The organism is Micromonospora hortensis (assembly GCF_022230935.1).
GTDB classification, from domain to species: domain Bacteria; phylum Actinomycetota; class Actinomycetes; order Mycobacteriales; family Micromonosporaceae; genus Micromonospora; species Micromonospora hortensis.
Map to the genome: position 1 here is coordinate 1 of NZ_JAKKFE010000019.1, position 23,738 is coordinate 23,738.

Sequence of the window (23,738 nt, forward strand, 5' to 3'; positions counted from 1 at the left end):
CCGCGCCCGCGCCCCGCGACCCGCGCCCCGCGACCCGCGCCCCGCGCCCCGCGCCCCGCGCCAAGATCCGGGCAACTTCCCGGATGTTGGCGCCTTGGGCGCCCGGGGAGACAGCAACATCCGGGAAGTTGCGGATCTGCCCCATGACCTCGCCATTGATCTTGCGGCGGACCAAGATCGCGCTCAATCCTGGATGTAGTGGCATCCCCCGCGCACCGATGCCACTACATCCATGTTCGAGCGCGATCTTGCCCGGTGGGGCGTGCGCGGGCGGCGCGGGCGGCGCGGGCGGCGCCGGCAGGCAGGCACGGGCTGCCCGGCGCGGGCAGTCGCGGGCAGGCGCAGGCACGGGCAGGCACGGGCGGGCACGGCAGGCAGGCACGGCAGGCAGGCACGGGCGGCCAGGCGCAAGCGGCGCGGGCAGGCGCAGGCGCGGGCGCGGGCAGGCACAGACACGGGCAGCCACAGGCGCGAGCGGCACGGGCACGGGCAGGCACGGGCGCGGGCAACGCCCGGGGTCTGGGGACGGGTCGGGCCCCGGAGCTGGCGCTCCGGGGCCCGATGTCGCAGGGGTCGGCCGTCAGGCGGCGGGGACCTCGGCGGTGGTGCGGATCCGGTCCAGCGTCGGCGCGGAGACCGGCGACTGGGCGGTCAGGTACGCCACGAAGGCGTCCAGGTCGATCTGGCCGGTGACCGGGTTCGTGCCGCCGGTGAGGGCACTGAAGCCGTCGCCTCCGCCGGCCAGGAAGTTGTTCACAGTCACCCGGTAGGTGGCGGCGGTGTCGACGGTGGTGCCGCCGAGGGTGAGGCTGCCCCGGACCACGCGGGTGCCGGCGCACGGGTCGGCGACCGTGCCGGTGGTGCCGTTCGGGTCGACCACGTAGCCCACTGTGGCCGACGGGTACAGGGTCCGATTGGTGATGAACTGCTGCTCCAGGACGCAGTAGAGCTGCGCGCCGGTCAGGTCCAGCGTCACCAGGTTGTTGGCGAACGGCTGGACAGTGAACGCCTCTTCGTAGGTGACCGGGCCGGCGTCGAGGTCGGCCCGGACCCCGCCGGGGTTCATGAAGGCGGCGACGGCGTTCTGTTCGTCGTCGGTGGCGGCGAGTTGCGCGTCGGCGATCAGGTTACCCAGTGGCGATTCGCCCAGACTCGTACCGAAGAGGGTTTCCTGGCTCCGCGTGATCGCCTCGTTGGTCACGCCGACCTGGCGTCCGGCGACCGGGCCGAGCACTGTCTTGTACCGGTTGATCAGCGCGGTCTGCCTCGGGTCCTTGGCGACGTCGCGGGTGACGACGACGTTGTTCGCGGCGGCGGACATGACGTCCCCGCTCCGGCGGTCGATCTTGAGGTCGATGTCGGTGACCAGGCGACCGAACGAGCTGGCGCTGGTGACCAGCTTGCCGTTGATGTCGCAGTTGTACGCCTGGTGGGTGTGCCCGCTGACCACCACGTCGATCGACGGGTCCATCCGGTTGGTGATGTCCACGATGGGGCCGGTCATGCCGACGCAGTCGTTGATCCCGCCGGTCGCGGCCTGGGTGCCACCCTCGTGCAGCAGGACGACGATCGCCTGTACGCCCTTGCGGCGCAGCTCGCGCGCGTACCGGTTGGCGGTGTCCGCCTCGTCGGCGAAGGTGAGGCCGGCGACGCCCTGCTGGCTGACGATCTGCGGGGTGCCTTCGAGGGTCATGCCGATGAAGCCGACCTTGACGCCCTGCACCTTGTGGATCGCGTACGGCACCATCAGCGGCTTGCCGGTGGCGGTCTTGAAGGCGTTCGCGGACAGGTACTGGAAGCCGGCCCCCCGGTACGGGGTGCCGTCGATGCAGCCGTCCACCGGGTGGCAGCCGCCGTTCTGGATTCGCAGCAGCTCGGCGGCGCCTTCGTCGAACTCGTGGTTGCCGACGCTGGCGTAGTCCAGGCCGGCCATGCTCAGCGCCTCGATTGTCGGCTCGTCGTGGAACGCGGCCGAGAGCAGCGGGGACGCACCGATCAGATCACCGGCGGCGACGGTGATGGTGTTCTTCTTCTTGGCTGCGGCGCGCAGCTCGGCAAGGTGGGTGGCCAGGAACTCGACGCCACCCGCGGTCTGCCCGGCGATGGTGCCGCTGGACCCGCTCGGCGGTTCGAGGTTGCCGTGGAAGTCGTTGAGGGCGAGCAGGGTGACGTCGACCGGCTTCGGCCCGGCGTCGGCCTGCTCAGGGTTGGTGGCGACCGCGCCGAAAGCGGCCACCGCGAGCGCGGTCAGGCCGACAGCGGCCCGACGCATCCCGGGTATGAACATGGATCTCCTCGTGAGAATCGGCGCGTACGGTGCCCGGCCTCTGGGTCGACCGGGGCCGCCGACGGACGCCGTCGAAAGGGTCGCGGATGACGATGGTTGCGCATGGCCCCCGCCCCGACAGCCTCTCATCCGAACGCCCACCGGTCGACCCGGGCAGCGCGTCGGAGCAGCGCGTACGCCGAGACCGCTATCGATCATCGTTTAACGCGGTCTGCCGGACAACGTCGGACCCAGGGTCTAGAAAGGACGGGACAGCCTACGAGGAATGGGGGCGGCATCGTGAGCGGAACGACACCCGTGGCGGAGCAGGTGCGATCGGTCGACGGCACGCCCATCGCGTTCGAGCGGTCCGGTGCCGGGCCGGCGGTCGTCCTCGTCGGCGGCGCGTTCAGCGATCGCAACGCGACCCGCGACCTGGGTGCGGCACTGGCACCGGATTTCACCACCTTCAGCTATGACCGTCGCGGTCGGGGCTACAGCGGCGACACCGCACCGTACGAGGTCGGCCGCGAGATCGACGACCTGGCTGCCCTGATCGCGGCGGCGGGTGGTTCCGCCGCCGTCTACGGCATCTCCTCCGGGGCCGTCCTGGCCGCCCTCGCCACCGCACAGGGCCTGCCGGTGACCAGGTTGGTCATGTTCGAGCCACCGTTCCAGGTCGGCCCGCACGTGGGCGTCCGCAGGGACATCACCCCGCAGCTCATCGAGCTGATCGCCGCCGACGACCGGGACGGCGCGGTGGGGACCTTCCTCAGCGCGTCGGTGGGGCTGCCGGCCGAGCAGATCACCGGGATGCGGTCGCAGCCGATGTGGGGTGGGCTGACGGCGGTCGCGCACACCCTGGTGTACGACGCGATCGTCACCGCCGGGGGGCGATTCCCCGCCGAGCGGCTGGCGGCCATCACCGCGCCCACCCTCGGGGTGGACAGCACCGGCAGTCCACAGTGGTTGCGGGACGCGAGTCGGGCGGCGGCCGAGGCCGTTCCGGGCGGCCGGTCCGTGAGCCTCGACGGCGGTTACCACGACGTGCCGCCGGCGACGCTGGCCCCCGCGCTGCGTGAGTTCCTGCTCGTTTGACAGCACCAGCGGCCGACGAGGCGCATGCCGGCCGGTCAGTCGTCGGTCAGCGCCTTGTCGACCAGGTCAGCGACGGCGTCCGGTGGCCAGGCGCCCGCCACGCCGGGCCGGGCCGCCAGGTAGGCGGCGATCCGCTCGGCGGGCCAGCCGTGCGACTCGCGCAGCCCTCGGGCGATCATGCCGAGGTAGATCGGCGCGGGAGGTCGGCACGGCACGGCTGACGCCCCCTCGGGGGCGGTGAAGGTGAGCATCGGAACACCGTCGCGGCTGCCCGGGCAGATCAGCGTCTCGTACCGTCCCGGGCCGAGCGTGGCCCGTCCGTTGGCGACGGCGGCGTCGATGGCCGCGCCGGTCGCCGGGATCAGCTCGGTCGTGTCGCCCGGCGGGCGGTACATCTCCTGGGCCGCGATGTCGGTGAACTGCTCCAGGGTGACCAGGTAGGCGCGGGCCGCGGCCTCGCCCGGCAGGTGCGGGTCGTAGAAGGCCATGCCGCCGGTCCAGGCACCGGACTCGCCGGCGAAGTAGATGCCGCCGGGCAGCGACACGGGCGTGGACCGGCTGGGTGGACGCCGGTCACGGCAGCCCGGGTACGTCCGCTTTCCGCCGGGTGGGCAGCCACCACCGATGTACCAGCCCAGCCGGGCGGCGTGCATGTTCGAGCCGTACGAGACGTACCAGGCCAGCATGACCACCCCTCAGAAGCCGCAGGTCTGCCCGGCGGAGTGGCTCACCTGCACGGTGTGGGTCACGCAGCCACCTGCCTCGACCGAGTGCAGCAGGAAGGCGGTGGGCTCGTTGACCCAACCGATCTGCTCGTCGGCGCTCATGGTGAGCGTGCTCTGCTTCCACGTGCTGGGCGCCACTGTGAGGACAGTGCCCGCGTACGCGGTGGTGACCGGGCGGTGCAGGTGACCGGCGGCGACCCGCACCACGTGCCGGTGCCGGCCGATCACCTCGGCGAGCGCGTCGCCGTCGGCCAGTCGGATGGAGTCCGCCACGGGGATGCCGACGGCGACCGGCGGGTGGTGCAGAAAGATCACGGCGGGCACCTCGGGCCGCCCGGCCAGCACCCCGTCGAGCCAGCCGAGTTGTTCCTCGCCGAGTTGGCCGCCGTCGCTGCCGGGGACGAGCGAGTCGAGCACCACGACGGACGCCGCCTCGTGGTCGACGTGGTAGTAGGCCGAGAAGCCGCCGCCGAGCCACGGTGTGCCGCCGAACGCGTCGAGCAGGGACTCTCGGTCGTCGTGGTTGCCGGTGGTCAGGTGCACCGGCAGCGGGAAGTGGCCGATCACCTCGCGCAGCGCCGCGTACTCGTCGGGCTGGCCGTGGTCGGCCAGGTCGCCGGTGATTACCACGCAGTCGGGTCGGGGTCGCAACGCCAGCACCCGGCCGAGCGCTCGGTGCAACCCGGCGGCCGGTTCGGCGGCGAGCAGGCCGGTGGTCAGGTGCGGGTCACTGAGCTGGGCGATGAGCATGGGCTCGCCTCCTCGGCGCGGGGATGCTCCACGCTATCGCCAGTCGCGGCATCCCGGGGATATCCGTCCACAGGCTGCGTCCACAGCCTGTGGATAGCACGTGTGTACGAAGCCCGGTCGGTCCCAGCCACCGTGAGTACGCTTGATCGAGCGGTTCGGCGTCGGCCGGGCCCCTCCCCTACCTGGAACGACGTGCGAGTGGATCATCAGCGAGTCATCCGTGACGTCACCGTCCGCCTGCCGATGGCGTCGAGCACGCCGGAGGCGTGTCGGTGGACGGTCACCGCGCTGTCCCGCCACACCCCGGCGACCATCTCCGTGCTGCTCGCGGTCCACGACCGCCTGCGCTGCGTCGCCGCGACCGGGGCCTGGCAGGTCTTCGCCACAGTGCCGGCGCGGACCGGCATCGTCGGCCGGGTGTACGCCACCGGCGCTCCCGCCGTCGTCCCGGACGTCACAGTCGACCCGGACTACCTGCCGGTGCGCCCGGATGTGACAGCCGAGCTGTGCGTACCGGTGCTGGACCCGACGGGCCGGGCGATCGGCGTACTCGACCTGCAGTGGAGTGAGCCGACCGACCTGGAGCCGTGGCGGGAGACCGCGCAGCGGCTGGCCGACGGGCTCGGTGCGCGGATCGCCGCCCTCGGTGGCCCGCCGGCGGAGAGCCGCAGCGAGAAGCTGCTCCGGCACGCGGCCGCGCTCTCCTCCGCGCCGACCGAGGGAGAGGTGATGGGGGCAGCCGCCCGCGCCGCCCGGGAGGTCTCCACCCTCTCCACCGCACTACTGCTGATCGGCGGCCAGCTCGGCCCCTCCCCGGCGACGTCGAGCGATTTGGAGACCCGGATCCGCGCCGAACTGGCCGCCGCCGGTCCGGCCGCCCTGGACCGGATGGTCGAGCGGGCGCACCGGTACGGCGCCGGGTACACGCTGGGCGAGGCCGGGCATCCCCCGACCGAGGACTACCGCCCGTTGACCCGGGCTGGGGTACGCACGCTGGTCGCCGTGCCGGTCGGCCCCACGGACGCCGCGGGGGTGCTGCTGGTCGCCGACGAACGCGCGCTGCGCCCGGACCCGACCACTGTCAGCCTGATGGAGTTGCTCGCCGGGCAGGCCTGGACGAGCGTGGACCGGCTGCGCACGCTGGCCCGGCTGCGGGAGCAGGCCAGCTCCGACCCGCTGACCGGGTTGCGGCACACCGGCCCGTTCGGGCAGCGGATCGCTGCGGCCACCCCCGGGCGTACGGCTCTGCTGGCGATCGACGTGGACGGCTTCAAGACCGTCAACGACACGTACGGTCACCAGGCCGGCGACCGGGTGTTGGTCGGGTTGGCCCGGGCACTGGAAGGGGCGCTCCGGCACGGCGACGAGTTGTACCGGATCGGCGGCGACGAGTTCGTCGCCGTGATCGAGGTGAGCCGCCCGGAGGAGGCGGTTCGGATCGCCGAACGGCTCACCGAGGCGGCCCGACGCATCGGCCGCACGATCAGCGTCGGCGTGGCGCTACCGCGCCCCGGCGAAACCCCCGACCGCACCCTCAAGAGAGCTGACCAGGCCCTGTACGCGGTAAAACGCCAAGGCCGAGACGGCGTCCTGCTCTCCGCCGCGTAACCCACCCCTCACGCCCCGCGCACCACGCCCCCACGCCCCACGCCTCCACGCCCCACGCCCCACGCCCCGCGCCCCGCGCCCCGCGCCCCGCGCCCCGCCGATCTTGCACTTACGGTTGTCGTTTTGTCGCTCTAGTCCCTTATGTCGCCACAGAAACTGCAAGATCGCCGGCAGCCCGGGGGCGGGGCCGGGGGCGGGGCCCGGGGGCGGGAGGGCGGGGGGCCGGGGGCGGGGGTTAGGTGGTGCGGAGTTCTTTGGCTAGGAGTTCGGCGATCTGGGCGGTGTTGAGGGCCGCGCCCTTGCGGAGGTTGTCGCCGGTGACGAAGAAGTCGAGGGCGCGGGGGTCGTCCAGGGCGCGGCGAATCCGGCCGACCCAGGACGGGTCGGTGCCGACGGCGTCGATCGGCATCGGGAACTCCCCGGCTGCGGGGTCGTCGACCAGGATCACCCCTGGTGCGTTGCGCAGTGCCTCGCGGGCGCCCTCGGCGTCGACCTCGGTGGCGAAGACCGCGTGCACGGCGACCGAGTGGGCGGTGACCACCGGCACCCGGACGCAGGTGGCGGAGACTTTGAGGTCGGGGAGGCCGAGGATCTTCCGCGACTCGTTGCGGATCTTCATCTCTTCCGATGACCAGCCGCTGTCCGCCGGGGAACCCGCCCAGGGGACCACGTTGAGTGCCATGGGTGCCGGGAACGGCCCCAGGTCGTCGCCGACAGCCTGGCGTACGTCGCCGGTGCGCGAGCCGAGCGCCCGATCGCCGGCGACCTTGGTGAGCTGATCGTGCAGGATGTCGACGCCGGCCTGGCCGGCGCCGGAGACCGCCTGGTAGGAGGCGAGCACCAACTCTCGTAGGCCGTACTCGCGGTGCAGCGGCGCGACGGCGACGATCATCGCGAGGGTGGTGCAGTTGGCGTTGGCGATGATGCCCCGGGGCCGGTTGCGCACCTGCTCGGGGTTGATCTCCGGAACGACCAGTGGGACGTCGCGGTCCATCCGGAACGCGCCGGAGTTGTCGACGGCGATCGCGCCTCGGGCGACGGCGATCGGCGCCCACTCGGCGGAGACCTCGTCGGGCACGTCGAACATGGCCACCTGGACCCCGTCGAACGCCTCGGGGGTCAGCGCCTGGACGACGACTTCCTCGCCCCGGCAGCGCACCCGGCGCCCGACGGAGCGCTCGGAGGCGAGCAGCCGGATCTCACCCCAGACGTTGCGTCGCCCGGTGAGCAGCTCACACATCACGGTGCCGACGGCACCTGTCGCTCCGACCACGGCGAGGGTGGGCAGCGCCGTCATCGGCGCTACCTACCCGTCCCCGCGTAGACCACGGCTTCGGTGTCGCCGCCCAGCTCGAACGCGTCGTGGATGGCGCGGACGGCGGCGTCGAGGTCGGTGTCCCGGCAGACCACGGAGACCCGGATCTCGGAGGTGGAGATCATCTCGATGTTGACCCCGGCGGCGCCGAGCGCGGCGAAGAAGCCGGCAGCCACCCCGGGGTGCGAGCGCATGCCCGCGCCGATCAGTGAGACCTTGCCGACGTGGTCGTCGTAGAGCAGGCCCTTGAACTTGACCGGCTCCTGGATCTTGCTGAGCGCCGCCATCGCGGTGGGGCCGTCGGCCTTGGGCAGGGTGAACGAGATGTCCGTCCGGCCGGTGCCCTCGGTGGAGACGTTCTGCACGATCATGTCGATGTTGATCTCGGCGCCGGCGACGGTGTCGAAGATCCGCGCGGCGGCACCCGGCTCGTCGGGCACCCCGACGATCGTGATCTTGGCCTCGCTGCGGTCGTGCGCGACCCCGGTGATCAGTGCCTGCTCCACGGAAAGGTCCTCCATCGATCCGGTGACCATCGTGCCGGTGTTGGTCGAGTATGACGAACGGACGTGGATCGGCAACCCCGCCCGCCGGGCGTACTCCACGCTACGCAGGTGCAGCACCTTCGCGCCGCAGGCGGCCAGCTCCAGCATCTCCTCGTAGGTGATGTGCTGGATGTGACGGGCGTTGGGCACGATCCGCGGGTCGGCGGTGAAGATGCCGTCCACGTCGGTGTAGATCTCGCAGACGTCCGCGTGCAGGGCTGCGGCGAGCGCCACGGCGGTGGTGTCCGAACCACCGCGGCCCAGCGTGGTGACGTCCTTGGTGTCCTGCGAGACGCCCTGGAAGCCGGCCACGATGACCACCGAGCCCTCGTCGAGCGCGCCCTTGAGCCGCCCGGGGGTGACGTCGATGATTCGGGCGCGGCCGTGCACGGAGGTGGTGATCACGCCAGCCTGCGAGCCGGTGAACGAGCGGGCTTCGTACCCCAGGTTGTGGATGGCCATGGCCAGGAGGGCCATGGAGATCCGCTCCCCGGCGGTGAGCAGCATATCCAGCTCGCGGCCCGGCGGCAGCGGGCTGACCTGGTTGGCCAGGTCGAGCAGCTCGTCGGTGGTGTCGCCCATCGCGGAGACCACCACCACCACGTCGTCGCCGGCCTTGCGGGCGGCGACGATGCGCTCGGCCACCCGCTTGATCCGCTCGGCGTTGGCGACGGAGGACCCGCCGTACTTCTGCACCACGAGTGCCACGACGGTGCACTCCCTCCCAGCGACCCTGAGCGTGCCGACGCCGCCGGAACCGGGGCCGGCGGCGCGTGTCAGACCTCATGAGGGTATCCGGCGGATAACGAAGCCGGGTCAGGTGATCCCACCATCCGGCCCGGCCGGGACCGGCGAGACCGGTCCCACCAGGTCGAACGGGGTACGCCGGGACACCCCACCCGACACGCCGAGACGAGCCCGGTACGCGCCGGCACCCGCCAACCGCCCGCACCCACCAGAATGGGCCGGTGCCCGTCCTCATCCGCTCGGCCGGCCGTGTGCTCGGGCCGCTCGTCCTCGCCCTGCCAGCCCTCCTGGTCGCCTGCACCAGTGAGCAGCCTCCGACTCCGCCGCCCGCCGACCCGGGGCCGGTCGAGGTGGACGCCGCACGGGATGAGCTGGCGGCGCTGGCCGCGGCGGCTCAGGACCGTCACCTGGTGGCCCAATATGTCTACGGCCAGGCGGGCCAACCGGATCGCACCATCGTGTTCACCAGCGCGAATGACGGGAGCTGGCGGGTGGACGTGCCGGGGGGCGCCCTGGGTGGCACCGCCGATGTCTCGATGGCCAGCACCGCCGACGGGTTGTTCCAGTGCGCCCTGCCGTCGGCCGGTCACACCGAGTCGGCGAGTTGCGTACGCCTGGGTGATCGCGACGACGCGATCCCGCGCCGGTCCGACCCCCGGGTCCAGCACCTGCTCACCGACTGGCTGGACGTCCTCACCGACCGACGCGCGCCGTTGGCGGTCGCTCCGGCCAACGCGCCCGAGGGCCTCACCGGCACCTGCTACTCGGTGGATTCCACCTCGGCGTCGCTCAACGCCCCGCTGGATGTGGGCATCTACTGCTACGACAAGGACGGCACGCCGACCGGCGTCCGGACCGGGGCCGGGACGCTCCGGCTGGCCGCCGCACCCGGCCCGGCGCCGGCCACCGTGCAGCTGGCCGGTCCGGTGGTGATCGACCGGGAGCCGCTCGACATCGCGGCGCCGCCGACCCCGGACCCGTCGGAGAGCCCGGGCGCGGGAACGCCCTGATCTTCGTCCCGTTACGGGTGCTCTTGCCCACATTCGGCTACCCCATCCTGAGGGGCGAATCACCCATACAGGACGATCCGGTGTATGGCCGACCTCACCCCGCTGCTCGCCTACCGCTGGAGCCCACGAGCCTTCGACCCGAGCGCCGAGCTGACCCCGGAGGAGTCCGCCTCGCTGCTCGAGGCCGCGCGCTGGGCCCCGTCGGCGGAGAACGGGCAGCCCTGGCGGTTCGCCCTCGGCCACCGCGACGACGAGACCTGGAAACGGATCCTGATCAGCCTCCCGGTCGACGACCAGATCTGGATCCGGCACGCCGCGACACTGGTGGTCGGCGCCCACACCGGCCTCGACACCGAGCGGGCCGCGTACGACCTGGGGCAGGCGATCGCTCACCTGACAGTGCAGGCCACAGCGCTCGGCCTGCACGTGCACCAGCTCACCCGGTTCGACCGGGCCGGACTCACCACCGAACTCGACCTGCCCGGCGGTGTCCGCCCGTTGGTGGTCGCCGCCGTCGGCCGGCTCGGGGACCCGTTCGCCCTCCCCGCCGACCTGCACGCCCGGGAGACCGGCCTGCGGCACCGCCGCCCGGTCGCCGAGCTGCTGCTGCGCTGATCGAACGCCGGGGTCACCCGCCCCGGCTGGCCCGGAGGAGGACCGCCGCCGCATCGGTGTTGCGGTAGCGGACGTGCCGACCCTCGCGGGACCGCGACACCAGGCCGGCGCCGTGCAGCGCGGCCAGGTGCTGGGAGACGTTTCCGGCGGACATCCCGGTGAGTCGGGCCAGGTCGGTGGTGGTCAGCGCAGTCTCGAGCAGATGCAGCAGCGCGGTCCGGCCCGGCCCGATCACCCGTGCCAGTGGGTCGCCGCGGGGCGGCGTGGTCGCCTCCCAGAGCGTCCCGACGGCACGGACCGGGTACGCGCCGACCGGCAGCGAATCCTCCAGCAGGTTCCACAGCACGTGCTGCTCGGTGAACACAGTGGGGTTCAGCGCCAGTCCACGACCGCGGAGGTCGAAGTCCCGCTCGAACGTGTCGTCGCTGATCACCCGGTCGCTGTGCCAGCGCAGGCTCGGGTGGAGCTGCTCGAAGAACTGCCCGGCGCCGCTCTCGGCGAGCTGGGCGGCCCGGTACGCCACGTCGGCGTCGAGCAGCGCCCGCATCCGCTGCCAGTCCGGGGCGATCGCCTCGTCGTGCCAGACCCGCACCGCGTCGACGACCTGCGGCAGCAGCCCGCCGGGGTCGGCGAGCAGCGCCCGCCCGAACGGGCTCAACGGTTTTTGCCAGGTGGTCGCCAGCAGGTCCTGGACCACGACGGCCGGCGGTGTCGCGGCGATCTGGTCGAGCTGCTCGGCCATCTCCACGTTCGGTCGGGCCGCCGGGGTCAGGAAGTCGGGCAGCCAGCGACCCGGCACGACCAACCCCACCAGAGGTCGAACCCGGTCGGCCACCTCGGGACGACGCAACGTCACCCGGGCCCGGTCGATCCAGGGCAGGTGCACCGCGTAGCGCACCGGGTTGGCCAGCGCCCACATGCTCATGACCGTCTCGTTGGCCGGTGACACGGCGAGACGCACTCCCGCCACGTCGGCCAGGCTGAACCGCAACTCGGACACACGCCCCCCTGGAGCAGGATTCGATCCAGCCTAAAAGACTCGACCGGGGTCATGGGGAACCGATTCACTCCCCGAACATGGGGACCAGAGAAACCATCCGCACCGCCGTTCGAGACGTCGTACCGCCGGCCGGGCTGACCCGCGCCCTGGCCGTGCAGGCCATGGTCTACGCCGTCGGCAGCGGCCTGTTCCACGCCGGCAGCGCCGTCTTCTTCACCCGGGCGCTCGGGCTCAGCGCCGCGCAGGTCGGGTTGGGGCTGTCCGTCGCGGCAGGGGTGTCGCTGCTGGGCACGGTGCCGCTGGGTGGGCTCACCGACCGGTACGGGCCGCAGCGGGTCTGGGTGGTGGGGCTGGTGCTGAACGCGGCGCTGTTCGCGACCTACCCGTTCGTTGGTGGCTTCGCGGGGTTCCTCGCCGTCGTGGTGGCGCTGGCCGCAGTGGACGCCGCTGTCGGCGTGGCCCGGCAGGTCTACTCGATCAACGCGCTTCCGCCTGCCGAACGGGTCACGGCGATGGCGTACCAGCGCTCGTCGCTGAACGTCGGCTTCGGGCTCGGCGCGGTGATCAGCGGCCTGGTGCTGGCGGTGGACACGATCACGGCGTACCGGGGGATGGTCTGGTTCATCTCGACGGTCTTCCTCGTGACGGCCCTCTTCGTGCGGCGACTGCCCCGGCTGCCGCAGGTGGCCCGACCGGCGGAGCCGATGAGTCGGCTCGCCGTGCTCCGGGACCGGCCGTTCATGGCGGTGTCAGTGCTGTCCGGGTTGCTCACCGCGCACGGGGTGCTCTACCTGACGGTCCTGCCGCTGTGGATCCTCACCCACACCGACGCCCCGAAGACGGTGATCGCCGGGCTGGTGCTGCTCAACACGATCCTGATCGTGCTGCTCCAGGTACGTGTCAGCCGGGGCGCGGACACCGCGGCGGGAGCGGCCCGGGCCTCCCGTCGGGGTGGACTGCTGATCGCCCTGTTCTGTCTGGTCCTGCCGATTTCCGGCGTCACTCGGGGCGCGCTCACAGTGGTGGTGCTGGTAGCCGCCGCGTTGCTGCTGATCCTGGCCGAGCTGATCGAGTCGGCGGGCAGTTGGGGGCTCACCGCCACCCTCCCGCCGGCCGACCAGCGCGGTGCGTACGTGGGGGCGCTCGGACTCGGCGTGCAGGTCCAGTACCTGATCGCGCCGGCGGGGCTGACCGCGCTCGGGGTGACCACCGGCGGGTGGGGTTGGTTACCGACGGCAGCGATCTTCGTGCTGGTAGCGGTGGCGATCGTGCCGGCTGTGGCCTGGGCGCAACGGACGCCGAGGCTGGGTGCCGAGGCCGCGAAGCCGGCCATGACCCCGGTCCCATAGTCCGGACCTGTCTTTCCACCCCCGGTTCCATCACGTAGGGTGACCTGGTCATGTGGCAGGCGCTGCTCCTCCTTAGCCGCCGCGACGAGGCCTGACCGGCCGGCACCTCGTCGCGGAGTCGCATCGCGCCGTCCAGCACATCCGAGTTTCTTCTCGGCACCGCCGCGCACCGTCGCCCGGCATCTCGCCGACACCTTCCGATCTGCTGACGCCACATGTTCCAGGGAGCACTCTGAGATGGCTCAACCTGTCACCGACGCCGAAACCGATCCGATCGCCCGGCAACGCCCGAGCCGGATGCCGTACCACCGCTACCAGCCGTACCGGGAGCAGTTCCGGGTCGAACTGCCGGACCGCACCTGGCCCACCCGCACCGTCGAGGCCGCCCCCCGCTGGTGTGCCGTGGATCTCCGCGACGGCAACCAGGCCCTGATCGACCCGATGTCGCCCGAGCGCAAGCGCCGGATGTTCCAGCTGCTGGTCCAGATGGGCTACAAGGAGATCGAGGTCGGCTTCCCGTCGGCCAGCCAGACCGACTTCGACTTCGTCCGGCAGCTCATCGACGACGACATGATCCCGGACGACGTCACCATCCAGGTGCTCACGCAGTGCCGGGAGCACCTGATCGACCGGACGTTCGAGTCGCTGCGCGGCGCGAAGCGGGCCATCGTGCACTTCTACAACTCGACCTCCACCCTCCAGCGGCGGGTGGTCTTCGGCCTGGATCGGGACGGCATCGCCGCCATCGCCACCACCGGGGCGCGGCTCTGCCAGAAGTACGCCGAGATCCACACCCCGGACACGGAGATCTTCTACGAGTACTCGCCGGAGTCGTACACGGGCACCGAGCTGGAGTACGCGCTGGAGGTCTGCTCCCGGGTGATCGACGTGATCGACCCGACCCCGGACCGTCCGCTGATCATCAACCTGCCGGCCACCGTCGAGATGGCCACCCCCAACGTGTACGCCGACTCGATCGAGTGGATGCACAGGCACCTGCCGCGCCGGGACAGCGTGGTGCTGAGCCTGCACCCGCACAACGACCGGGGCACCGGCGTGGCCGCCGCCGAGCTGGGCCTGCTCGCCGGCGCGGACCGCATCGAGGGCTGCCTGTTCGGCAATGGTGAGCGCACCGGCAACGTCGACCTGGTGACCCTGGGGCTCAACATCTTCTCCCAGGGCATCGACCCGATGATCGACTTCTCGAACATCGACGAGATCCGGCGAGCCGTCGAGTACTGCAACCAGCTGCCTGTGCACGAGCGCCACCCGTACGCGGGCGACCTGGTCTACACCGCCTTCTCCGGCTCCCACCAGGACGCGATCAAGAAGGGCTTCGACGCCCTCGCCGCCGACGCGAAGGCGGCCGGCGTACCGATGGACGAGCACACCTGGGCGGTGCCGTACCTGCCGATCGACCCGAAGGACCTGGGCCGCACCTACGAGGCGGTCATCCGGGTCAACTCGCAGTCCGGCAAGGGCGGCGTCGCGTACATCATGAAGAGCGAGCACCAACTGGACCTGCCGCGCCGGCTCCAGATCGAGTTCTCCGGTGTGGTGCAGCAGGTCACCGATCACGACGGCGGCGAGGTCGACCCGGCCGCCATGTGGGAGATCTTCGCGACGCACTACCTGCTCGACCACCAGCCCGACCCGACGGTCCGGCTGGCCGGCTACACGATCGGCACTGTGGACGGCAAGGTCGAGATCGAGGCCCAGGTCGGTGTGGGCGGCGAGCAGCGCTCGCTCGCCGCAGTCGGCAACGGCCCGATCGACGCGTACGTCAACGCGCTCCAGTCGGTCGGGGTGGGCGTACGGGTGCTCGACTACCACGAGCACGCGCTCTCCTCCGGTGGTGACGCGCAGGCCGCCGCGTACGTGGAGTGTGAGGTGGACGGCAGGACGGTCTGGGGTGTCGGCACCGACGCCAACATCGTCACCGCGTCGATCAAGGCGGTCACCAGCGCCGTCAACCGCGCCCGCCGCTGACCTGGGCGCGACACCCCCGAGGTGGCTTCCTACTTCGGGGGTGTCGCGGCGGGCAGTGAAGGGCAGGGCTGGGACGGCGGGGCTTCCCGGGGCGGTCGGTGGACCAGCACGAGGGCCAGCAGCGCGCCGGCGACGAGTAGCCCGGCACACCACTCCATCGCGCCCCGGAACGCCTCGGTCAGCTCGGCCTTCTGCTCGTACCCGCCGCCGGAGAGCCCGACCAGCAGCGGCAGCGCCGCCACCGCGAGCAGGCCGCCGGCGCGGGACGCGGCGTTGTTGAACCCGCTGGCCACCCCGGAGAACCGGTCCTGCACGGCGGCCAGCACCGACGCGGTCAGCGGTGCCACCACCAGGGTCAACCCGATGCCGAAGAGCAGCACCCCGGGCAGCACGTCCCGCCAGTACGACGCGCCCGGTCCCACGCCGCGCAGCAGCAGCAGACCGACCGCGGCGACCACCGGTCCGATGGCCAGCGGCAGCCGTGGGCCGATCCGGGCGGACAGCGCACCGGCGCGCGCGGAGCCGACCAACAGCAGCAGGGTCATCGGCAGCAACGCGATGCCGGTGCGGAAGGCCGACCAGCCGACCACGTTCTGCAGGTAGACGGCGAAGAAGAAGGTGAAGCCGCCGAGCGCCGCGTAGACGACGACTGTGAAGATGTTCAGCACCGAGAAGAGTCGGCTGCTGAACAGCCCGGTGGGCAGCATCGCGGCGTCACCACGCCGTCGTTCCAGCAGGACGAAGGCCACCGCGGAGAGCACCCCGACCGCTGCGGCGATCAGCACCTCGGCGGAGTCGAACCCGCGGGCCGGCGCGTCGATCAGGGCGTAGGTGACGCCGGCGAGCGCGAGCGCTCCGAGCAGGGCTCCGGCGACGTCGAACCGCCGTCGGGCCCGACCCCGTCCCTCGGTGCGGGAGGCGCTCTCGTCCCGGCTCTCCGGCACCCAGCGCAGGGCGGCCAGCAGCACCAGCACGGCGATCGGCAGGTTGAGGAAGAAGATCCAGCGCCAGGAGAGCGCGTCGATCAGCCAGCCTCCGATGAACGGCCCCAGCGCTGTGGACACCCCGGACAGCCCGGCCCAGGCACCGATCGCCCGGCCCCGGTCGTCGGGATGGAAGCTCGCCTGGAGCACCGACAGCGACCCGGGCGTGAGCAGCGCGCCACCGGCGCCCTGGAGGAACCGGGCCGCGATCAGCATGCCGGTGTCCTGGGCCAGCCCGCAGAGCACGGAGGCGGCGGTGAACCAGACCACGCCGATGAGGAAGATGCGACGCCGGCCGAAGCGGTCGCCGAGCGCGCCGCCGAGCAGCACGAACGCCGCCAGCATCAGCAGATAGCCGTTGATGGTCCACTGGAGATCGGCCACGTTCGCGCCGAGATCCTGCCCGAGCTTCGGCAGCGCCACGTTGACGACGGTGCTGTCGAGGAAGACCATTCCAGAGGCGAGTACGGCGGCGAGCAGCGTGCCCCGGCCGGCGGTGGTGCCCATTCGGAGGGCGGTCGCCGGTACAGGTGCGGTCATCCCACCAATCTGCCTTGCATCATGTGGGAGACGCCACGAAACGCCGAAACCGTGCCCGGGTACTGTGCGCAATCGCCGGGAGCCCCCAAGCTGGAGAGGTGTCGTCTGTGCGTACCAGATCAGGACCGCGAGCGGCGGTGGCCGCGCTCACCGCGGCGCTGGCGCTCGGCGTGGCCGGTTGCGTCCCGCAGGATGAGCCGACCACACCGCCGTCGAGCGACGGCGGCAACGCCGCGGAGCAGTTGAGCCAGCTCACCGTCGCCACCGCCGGCTCGATGAAGGGCTACAGCCGGGAGCGTTTCCCGCACTGGCGGGACACCGGCAAGAACTGCGATGTCCGGGACAGCATCCTCCAGCGCGACGGCAAGGACGTGAAGCTCTCCGGCTGCAACGTGGTCGGTGGGCGCTGGGAGAGCGTGTACGACGGTCGCAGCTTCTCGGATCCCTCCGACGTGGACATCGACCACATGGTGCCGTTGGCGAACGCGTGGCGCTCGGGTGCCGACGAGTGGGACAACGCGAAGCGCGGCGATTTCGCGAACGACACCACCCGTCCGCAGCTTTTCGCGGTTTCCGCCTCGTCGAACCGGGCAAAGGGTGACCAGGACCCGTCCCAGTGGAAACCGGCAAGCCGGTCCTACTGGTGCAAATACGCCCAGGACTGGGTGACTGTCAAGCACTACTGGAAGCTGACGGTGACCAGCGCCGAGAAGGCCGCCCTGACCGACATGCTGGAGGGCTGTTCAGTGGGGAGCGATTCGTGACCGCCGCCGGGGAGAGCGGCCCGTCCGCCGCCGGCATGACAGCGGACGGCACCGCCGAGACTCCCGCCGCCGTGCCGGGTGCCGGCATGGTCGCGGATTCGGGCGGGGCGGCCGGCCCGCAGGCCCGCACCACCGACATCGTGCCCGGCCCCGGCGGCGTGATGACCGACGAGGTCGGCGTCGTCACCGGCGACCTGACGCTGCGCACCGAGTACGCGGACGGCACTGTCACGGTGCGGGTGCAGTACAAGGACGCCGACGAGTGGTACGTGGTGACCGGCACGTCGGTCACGCTGGCCGACCCGGCCGGGCTGGACGCGGTGCACGGCGTCGCCGTGGGGCTGCTGAACCGCCCCGAGGGCTGACGAGCGCCGGCACCGCGTCCAGTCTCAGACGTACGAGCCCGGCTCGGTGGGCGCGGAGACGACGCCCGGCGCGTCCCCCTCACCCTCGGGTCGGACGATCTGCGCGCTGACCCCGTGCGGGCGCAGTTCGCCGCTGGCGATCTGTTCGGCCCAGTGGCAGGCCACCCGGCTGGCGCCGATGTCGCGCAGCACCGGTCGCTCGTCGGCGCAGCGGGTGGGCTGCGCCCACGGGCAGCGGGTGTGGAAGCGGCAGCCGGACGGCGGGTTGGCCGGCGACGGCAGGTCACCGGCGAGCAGGATCCGCTCCCGGCGGTCCTCCACGTCCGGGTCCGGCACCGGCACCGCCGACATCAGCGCCCGGGTGTACGGGTGCAGCGGCTCGGTGTAGAGCCGGTCGCTCGGCGCCTCCTCGACCAGCGCGCCCAGGTACATGACGCCGACGGTGTCGGAGATGTGCCGGACCACAGCGAGGTCGTGCGCGATCACCAGGTAGGTCAGCCCCAGGCTGTCCTGGAGCTCGTCCAGCAGGTTGACCACCTGGGCCTGGATCGACACGTCGAGCGCCGAGACCGGCTCGTCGGCGACGATCAGCTCCGGCCCGAGCACCAGCGCGCGGGCGATGCCGATGCGCTGCCGCTGCCCGCCGGAGAACTCGTGCGGGTAGCGGGACAGCGCCCAGCGCGGCAGCCCGACCGCGTCCAGGGTCTCGCCGATGATCCGTCGACGGTCGGTGCGGTCGGCGCCGATCCCGTGGGTCTGGAGGCCCTCGGTCAGGATCGACTCGACGTTCTGCCGGGGGTCGAGGCTGGACATCGGGTCCTGGAAGATCATCTGCATCCGGCGACGCATGCTGCGCAGCTTGCCGGACGGCAGCGTCGTCAGCTCGACACCGTCGAAGCTGACCTCACCGGCGGTCGGCGGGGTGAGTTGGAGCAGCGCCCGGCCCAACGTGGACTTGCCGCAGCCGGACTCACCCACCAGGCCGTACGTCTTGCCGCGCGCGATGCTCAGGTCGACCCCGTCGACGGCCTTCACCTGGCCGACCACCCGGTCGAAGAGCACCCCCCGTTTGATCGGGAAGTGCACCTTCAGGTCACGCACCTCGACGAGGATGTCGTTCTCACTCACGCTGGTTCCTCCTCGCGCGGGGCGGGCACCATGCCCGGCAGCGGCTCCGGGTTGACGCACCGGTAGCTCCGTCCGTCGTGCGCGTGCACCAGCTCCGGCGGCTCGCCCACACACTCGTCGATCCGGCGGGCGCAGCGCGGGGCGAAGGCGCATCCGTCCGGCCAGGGCAGCAGGTCGCGGACCGAACCGGGAATCGGGTTGAGCTTCTCGCCCCGCCCGGCGTCCAGGCGCGGCACCGAGCCGAGCAGACCCACCGTGTACGGGTGACGCGGCTGGCGGAACAGCGGACGACGGCGGGCCGTCTCCACCACCCGGCCGCCGTAGAGCACGTTGACGGTGTCGCACATGCCGGCCACCACGCCCAGATCGTGCGTGATCATCAACAGTGCGGTGCCGGAGTCCCGGACCAGTTCCTTGAGCAGCTCGAGGATCTGGGCCTGGATGGTGACGTCCAGCGCTGTGGTCGGCTCGTCGGCGATCAGCAGCCGAGGCTGGCAGGCCACCGCCATCGCGATGAGCGCACGCTGGCGCATCCCACCGGAGAGCTGGTGCGGGTACTCCTTGAGCCGCCGCTTCGGGTCGGGGATGCCGACCCGGTCCAGCAGCGCCGCCGCCTCCTTCGCCGCGGCCTCGCCCTTCATCCCCCGGTGCCGGGTGAGCACCTCGGTCACCTGCAAGCCGATCGGAATCACCGGGTTCAACGAGGAGAGCGGGTCCTGGAAGATCATCGCGATGTCCCGGCCCCGGATGTCCCGCCGCGACCTGTCGTCGAGCTGGAGCAGGTCGGTGCCGTCGAAGACGGCCTTGCCGCCGACCCGCAGGCCGGGCTGCTTGGGCAACAGGCCCATGATCGCCAGCGAGGTGACGCTCTTGCCACAGCCGGACTCACCGACCAGGCCGACCACCTCACCGGCGTCGACCGAGAAGGACACCCCGTCGACAGCGTGCACGGCCCGTTGACCGCGGCGGGCGAACGTGACGGAGAGATCTTCAACTTCGAGCAGTGCCATTACTGGCCCTCCGTTCGCGCCTGCGGGGCTCGCAAGCTCACTCCTCGCGCTTCACACATGCCGGGCCTACTTCCGCAGCTTCGGGTCGAGGGCCTCACGCATCGCCTCACCCAGCAGGGTGAAGCCGAGCGCGGTGATGATGATCGCGACGGCCGGGTAGATCGCCAGTGACGGCCGGATGCCGAGGTACTGCTGCGCGTCGGCGAGCATGACCCCCCACTCCGGTACGGCGGTGTCCGGGTTGCCGAGGCCGAGGAAGGAGAGCGCCGCGGCCTCGATGATCGCGGTGGCCAGGGTCAGCGTGGCCTGCACGATCACCGGGGCGAGGGAGTTCGGCACCACGTGGGTCAGCGCGATCTTCGACTTCTTGACGCCGAGCGAGGTCGCCGCCAGCACGTAGTCGCTGTTGGCCTGGGAGATCATCGAACCGCGCAGCAGCCGGGCGAACACCGGCACCGAGACCACGCCGACTGCGATCATCACAGTGGTCAGGCTGGCCCCGAGCAGAGCGGCGATGCTCACCGCCAGCAGCAGGCTCGGCATCGCCAGCAGCATGTCGATGAAGCGCATCAGGGTGGTGTCGATCCACCGCCCCCACCGGCCACCGAGGCCGGCCGCGGCACCGGAGACGCCACCGATCAGCGCGCCGACCGCCAGACCGATCAGGGTGGAGACCACACCGACCAGCAGGGTCTGGCGGGCGCCCACGATCATCCGGCTGAACTCGTCGCGGCCCTGGTGGTCGTAACCGAACCAGTGCTCGCTGGTCGGGCCGGGAATGACACCCGGCTTGATCAGCCCCTCCCGGATGCCGATCGTGTCCGTCGCCGCGTACGGCACGAGGAACGGGCCGACCACAGCGACCAGCACGAAGAGCGCCAGGATGACCGCGCCGACGATCGCGGCGGGGTTACCGCGCAGCCGGCGGAACGCCTCCTGCCAGAGGCTGACGCCCCGCTCGTCGTCGCGGGCAGCCAACTCGGAGAGCCTGTCGATCTTTTCGCGCTTCTTGCCTGGGCTGAGTGTCATCGCACCCTCACCCTCGGGTCGATGAAGCTGTAGGAGAGATCGACCAGGAGGTTCACCAGCACGTACACCACCGCGATGATCAGGATGAAGCCCATCAGCACCGGATAGTCGCGTTGGCCGATGGCCTCGGCGACGAACGCTCCGATGCCGCTGAAGGCGAAGACGGTCTCGGTCAGCACCGCGCCGGAAAGCAGACCGCCCGCGAGCAGACCGATCGAGGTGGCGACCGGCAGCATGGCGTTGCGCAGGACGTGCCGACGACGAACCGTCTGCTCGGTCAGGCCCTTCGCCTCGGCGGTCCGTACGAAGTCCTCGTTCAGCACCTCCAGCACACTCGCCCGGGTGATCCGGACGATGATCGCCAGCGGGATGCTGGCCAACGCGATGCTGGGCAACACCAGATGCCAGAGGGCGTCGGCGGCGGCGTCCCACTCACGGGTCATCAACCCGTCGAGGACGAAGAAGTTGGTGACCCGGGTCGCCCCGAGTGTCGGGTCCTGCCGGCCGCTGGACGGGAACCAGTGCAGGTTCTCCGAGAAGATCGCTTTGAGCACGTAGCCCAGGAAGAAGACCGGGATGCAGATGCCGATCAGCGAGCCGCCCACTGACGCGTGGTCCAGGAAACGGCCGCGACGACGGGCGGCCAGGTAGCCCAGCGGGATGCCGACGCCGATCGCGATGATCATCGCGGTGACGGTCAGCTCGACGGTGCCGGGGAAGCGCTCGATGAACTCCGTGGTGACCGCCCGCTTGGTGGAGGTCGAGGTGCCCAGGTCGAGCTTGATCATCCGCCGTACGAAACGGCCGTACTGCACCAGGATGGGCTCGTCGAGCCCCATGTTGCGGCGGATCGCGGCCCGCATCTCGGGGGTGCCGCGCTCGCCGAGGATGGCGGTCTCGGGGCCGCCGGGGAGTCGGCGGAGCCAGATGAAGAGCAGGAGGGAGAGCCCGAACAGCGTGGGTATCAGCTGAAGCAGGCGCCTGACGATGAACCGGAACACGGCGGCCTCGAAGGGGTGCGGAGGGTTGCGGGCGGGCGCTGTGCGACAGCGCCCGCCCGCGTTCCTTGCTGCGTCAGATCAGGACTTACTTGAACTCGGCGGTCGCGTACCGCTCGTCGGTGAGCGGGCTCGCCTTGACGCCGGTCACGTCCTTGCCGAACACGATCGCCGGCGGCGAGTGCGAGATCGGCACACCGGGCAGGAACTCCATCACGGACTTGTTCAGGGCCTTGTACTTCTCGGTCCGGGCCGCGATGTCGGCGGTGCCGTCCGCGTCCTTGAACTGGTCGAACAGGGCCTTGTTGTTGAAGCCCCACTCGTCCTTCGGCCGGTCGAAGAAGGTGCCGATGAAGTTGTAGGCGTCGCCGTAGTCGCCGGTCCAGCCCAGGAAGTGGATGTCGTGCTTGCTACCCGAGGTGGTGGCGTTCAGGTAGTCCGGGCTCCACTTCAGCGGGATCGCCTCGACGGTGATGCCAACGGCCTTCAGGTCCGCCGAGAGCAACTCGAAGATGTCCTTCGGGTTCGGCATGTACGGCCGGGTGACCTCGGTCGGGTAGTGGAACTTCAGCGTCAGGTTCGACGCGCCGGCCTCGGCCAGCAGCGCCTTCGCCTTGGCCGGGTCGTAGGTGTACTTGGTGACGTCACCGTTCCAGCCCTCGACGGTGTCCGGCATGAAGTTGTCGGCGACCTTGGCACCCGGCGGCAGCTTGGAGGTGACCAGCTGCTGACGGTTCAGGGCGTACGCGATGGCCTGCCGGACGCGGATGTCGGCGAGCTTCGGGTTGCCCTTCTGGTTCATCGCCAGGTAGAGCACGTTGAACGCCGGGCGCGTGAGCATGTTGAAGCCCTCGCTCTTCAGCGGCTCGACGTCGGCCGGGCCAACCAGGTCGTAACCCTGGATGTCACCGGAGCGCAGCGCCTGCTTGCGGGCGTTCTCATCCGAGATCGTCTTGAAGATGAGGGTCTTCAGCTTGGCCTTGGCGCCCGAGTAGTCCTCGTTGCGCTCCAGGGTCAGCGTCTTGTTCGCCACGTCCCAGGTCTTGAACTTGAACGGGCCGGTGCCGGTCGGGTGCTCCGTCGCGTACGACGGGTACTTGATGTCCTCGGCGGTGCCCGCGACGTTGCTCGCGTCGAACTCCTGCAGCGCCTTCGGGCTGTGGATGGAGAACGAGGGGAGCATCAGCGCGGCCGGGACCTTGCTGGAGACCCGGGTGAAGGCCAGGTCCACAGTGGTGGCGTCCTTGGCGGTGCAGGACTTGAAGAGACTCGGCGGGAGATCCGCGTTCTCGTTCTTGGCGAAGCCGCCCATGACGTCCTGCCAGTACGCGGTCACGTCCGGGCTCTGCATGAGGCCCTTGGCGTTGTACCAGCGGTTGAAGTTGACGCAGACGGCCTCGGCGTTGAAGTCGGTGCCGTCGTGGAACTTCACGCCCGAGCGGAGCTTGAAGGTCCAGGTGGTGCCGGCGGCGTCCGGGGTCCAGGACTCGGCCAGGCCGGGGGTGACCTTCGTGCCACCCTCCTCCGGTCGGACCAGGGTCTCGAAGACCTGACGCGCCACGCGCAGCGACTCACCGTCGCTGGCGAAGCTCGGGTCGAGCACCTTCGGGTCTCCGGCGACGCCGAAGACGAGGGTGTCCTTCTTGCTACCGCCGGATTTGTCGTCGCGGTTGCTCTCGGCGCAGCCTGCTACCGCGAGGGCCGCGACCGCGATGGCCGCGATCGCGGCCTTCGGCCTGGGTGCACGCATGTGTGCTTCACCTCGTCCTTGGGGGTACGGACAACGTGGTGACAGGGGTCACCGATGGCGGTGACCATAGCTCCCGATGCGTCCACCCGGAAACCGCTGAGTGGACGGTTGGTATCGGATCGTGCCTCAACCGCCGCTTGACATTCGATTCTTA

At 71.0% G+C, this 23,738-nt stretch carries 21 protein-coding genes; 8 read left to right on the forward strand and 13 right to left on the reverse strand.

The window, feature by feature from the left end:
* Together NIE111_RS14145 and NIE111_RS14150 are read right to left on the reverse strand one after the other, a co-directional pair.
* The coding region (locus NIE111_RS14145; protein WP_238684823.1) for a hypothetical protein at positions 1–187 on the reverse strand (187 nt) is incomplete at its 3' end.
* A gap of 393 nt (positions 188–580) precedes the next feature.
* Entirely contained in the window at positions 581–2,287 is a 1,707-nt protein-coding gene (locus NIE111_RS14150; RefSeq protein ID WP_238684824.1) for a bifunctional metallophosphatase/5'-nucleotidase, read from the reverse strand.
* A 279-nt stretch (positions 2,288–2,566) separates the two neighbouring features.
* Between NIE111_RS14150 and NIE111_RS14155 the strand changes: the two genes are divergently transcribed.
* A complete protein-coding gene (locus NIE111_RS14155; protein WP_238684825.1) occupies positions 2,567–3,364 on the forward strand; it encodes an alpha/beta fold hydrolase in 798 nt (265 codons plus the stop codon).
* A 35-nt stretch (positions 3,365–3,399) separates the two neighbouring features.
* Here NIE111_RS14155 and NIE111_RS14160 read toward each other — a convergent pair whose 3' ends face one another.
* Entirely contained in the window at positions 3,400–4,050 is a 651-nt protein-coding gene (locus tag NIE111_RS14160; RefSeq protein ID WP_238684826.1) for a histone deacetylase, read from the reverse strand.
* A 9-nt stretch (positions 4,051–4,059) separates the two neighbouring features.
* The gene (locus NIE111_RS14165; protein ID WP_238684827.1) at positions 4,060–4,839 is read right to left on the reverse strand and encodes a phosphodiesterase; all 780 of its coding nucleotides are present in this window, start codon (positions 4,837–4,839) and stop codon (positions 4,060–4,062) included.
* A gap of 243 nt (positions 4,840–5,082) precedes the next feature.
* On the opposite strand from NIE111_RS14165, the gene NIE111_RS14170 reads away from it, so the two are divergent.
* Complete coding sequence (locus tag NIE111_RS14170) at positions 5,083–6,447, forward strand: diguanylate cyclase (RefSeq protein ID WP_274531123.1); 1,365 nt, start codon at positions 5,083–5,085, stop codon at positions 6,445–6,447.
* A 235-nt stretch (positions 6,448–6,682) separates the two neighbouring features.
* Here NIE111_RS14170 and NIE111_RS14175 read toward each other — a convergent pair whose 3' ends face one another.
* Both NIE111_RS14175 and NIE111_RS14180 read right to left on the reverse strand, forming a co-directional pair.
* Positions 6,683–7,744 carry an aspartate-semialdehyde dehydrogenase gene (locus NIE111_RS14175; RefSeq protein WP_238684829.1) on the reverse strand — a complete coding sequence of 354 codons (1,062 nt, stop codon included), beginning with the start codon at positions 7,742–7,744 and terminating at the stop codon, positions 6,683–6,685.
* Positions 7,745–7,749: 5 nt separating this feature from the next.
* Positions 7,750–9,015 (reverse strand): aspartate kinase, encoded by a 1,266-nt coding sequence (locus NIE111_RS14180; protein WP_030489892.1) that lies wholly within the window; start codon positions 9,013–9,015, stop codon positions 7,750–7,752.
* A 260-nt stretch (positions 9,016–9,275) separates the two neighbouring features.
* Between NIE111_RS14180 and NIE111_RS14185 the strand changes: the two genes are divergently transcribed.
* Both NIE111_RS14185 and NIE111_RS14190 read left to right on the forward strand, forming a co-directional pair.
* Complete coding sequence (locus NIE111_RS14185; RefSeq protein WP_238684830.1) at positions 9,276–10,064, forward strand: hypothetical protein; 789 nt, start codon at positions 9,276–9,278, stop codon at positions 10,062–10,064.
* A gap of 84 nt (positions 10,065–10,148) precedes the next feature.
* Positions 10,149–10,679: a nitroreductase family protein gene (locus NIE111_RS14190; RefSeq protein WP_238684831.1), complete on the forward strand. Its 531-nt coding sequence runs from the start codon at positions 10,149–10,151 to the stop codon at positions 10,677–10,679.
* 13 nt (positions 10,680–10,692) lie between these two features.
* Here NIE111_RS14190 and NIE111_RS14195 read toward each other — a convergent pair whose 3' ends face one another.
* Positions 10,693–11,679: an ArsR/SmtB family transcription factor gene (locus NIE111_RS14195; RefSeq protein WP_238684832.1), complete on the reverse strand. Its 987-nt coding sequence runs from the start codon at positions 11,677–11,679 to the stop codon at positions 10,693–10,695.
* Between the two features lie 77 nt (positions 11,680–11,756).
* Between NIE111_RS14195 and NIE111_RS14200 the strand changes: the two genes are divergently transcribed.
* Positions 11,757–13,028, forward strand: a complete 1,272-nt coding sequence (locus NIE111_RS14200; RefSeq protein ID WP_238684833.1) for an MFS transporter — start codon at positions 11,757–11,759, stop codon at positions 13,026–13,028.
* 237 nt (positions 13,029–13,265) lie between these two features.
* Positions 13,266–15,017, forward strand: coding sequence for a 2-isopropylmalate synthase (gene leuA / locus NIE111_RS14205; protein WP_238684834.1), 1,752 nt, complete (start codon positions 13,266–13,268; stop codon positions 15,015–15,017).
* 29 nt (positions 15,018–15,046) lie between these two features.
* On the opposite strand, the gene NIE111_RS14210 is transcribed toward leuA, so the two are convergent.
* Positions 15,047–16,540 (reverse strand): MFS transporter, encoded by a 1,494-nt coding sequence (locus NIE111_RS14210; protein WP_238684835.1) that lies wholly within the window; start codon positions 16,538–16,540, stop codon positions 15,047–15,049.
* Positions 16,541–16,647: 107 nt separating this feature from the next.
* On the opposite strand from NIE111_RS14210, the gene NIE111_RS14215 reads away from it, so the two are divergent.
* Together NIE111_RS14215 and NIE111_RS14220 are read left to right on the forward strand one after the other, a co-directional pair.
* On the forward strand, positions 16,648–17,304 hold the full coding sequence (locus tag NIE111_RS14215; protein ID WP_210780751.1) for an HNH endonuclease family protein: 657 nt from the start codon (positions 16,648–16,650) through the stop codon (positions 17,302–17,304).
* Positions 17,280–17,669, forward strand: a complete 390-nt coding sequence (locus NIE111_RS14220) for a hypothetical protein (RefSeq protein WP_238684874.1) — start codon at positions 17,280–17,282, stop codon at positions 17,667–17,669. Before NIE111_RS14215 ends, NIE111_RS14220 begins: the two co-directional genes overlap by 25 nt.
* Positions 17,670–17,693: 24 nt before the next feature.
* Here the strand turns inward: NIE111_RS14220 and NIE111_RS14225 are convergent, their stop codons facing one another.
* The 5 genes from NIE111_RS14225 to NIE111_RS14245 all read right to left on the reverse strand — a co-directional run bounded on the left by NIE111_RS14225 (position 17,694) and on the right by NIE111_RS14245 (position 23,584).
* The gene (locus NIE111_RS14225) at positions 17,694–18,797 is read right to left on the reverse strand and encodes an ABC transporter ATP-binding protein (protein ID WP_238684836.1); all 1,104 of its coding nucleotides are present in this window, start codon (positions 18,795–18,797) and stop codon (positions 17,694–17,696) included.
* A complete protein-coding gene (locus NIE111_RS14230; protein WP_238684837.1) occupies positions 18,794–19,807 on the reverse strand; it encodes an ABC transporter ATP-binding protein in 1,014 nt (337 codons plus the stop codon). The genes NIE111_RS14225 and NIE111_RS14230 overlap by 4 nt, the downstream gene beginning before the upstream one ends.
* Before the next feature lie 66 nt (positions 19,808–19,873).
* Positions 19,874–20,836 carry an ABC transporter permease gene (locus NIE111_RS14235; RefSeq protein ID WP_238684838.1) on the reverse strand — a complete coding sequence of 321 codons (963 nt, stop codon included), beginning with the start codon at positions 20,834–20,836 and terminating at the stop codon, positions 19,874–19,876.
* On the reverse strand, positions 20,833–21,837 hold the full coding sequence (locus tag NIE111_RS14240) for an ABC transporter permease (RefSeq protein ID WP_238684839.1): 1,005 nt from the start codon (positions 21,835–21,837) through the stop codon (positions 20,833–20,835). The genes NIE111_RS14235 and NIE111_RS14240 overlap by 4 nt, the downstream gene beginning before the upstream one ends.
* Before the next feature lie 85 nt (positions 21,838–21,922).
* Complete coding sequence (locus NIE111_RS14245) at positions 21,923–23,584, reverse strand: ABC transporter substrate-binding protein (protein WP_238684840.1); 1,662 nt, start codon at positions 23,582–23,584, stop codon at positions 21,923–21,925.
* Positions 23,585–23,738: the final 154 nt, after the last annotated feature.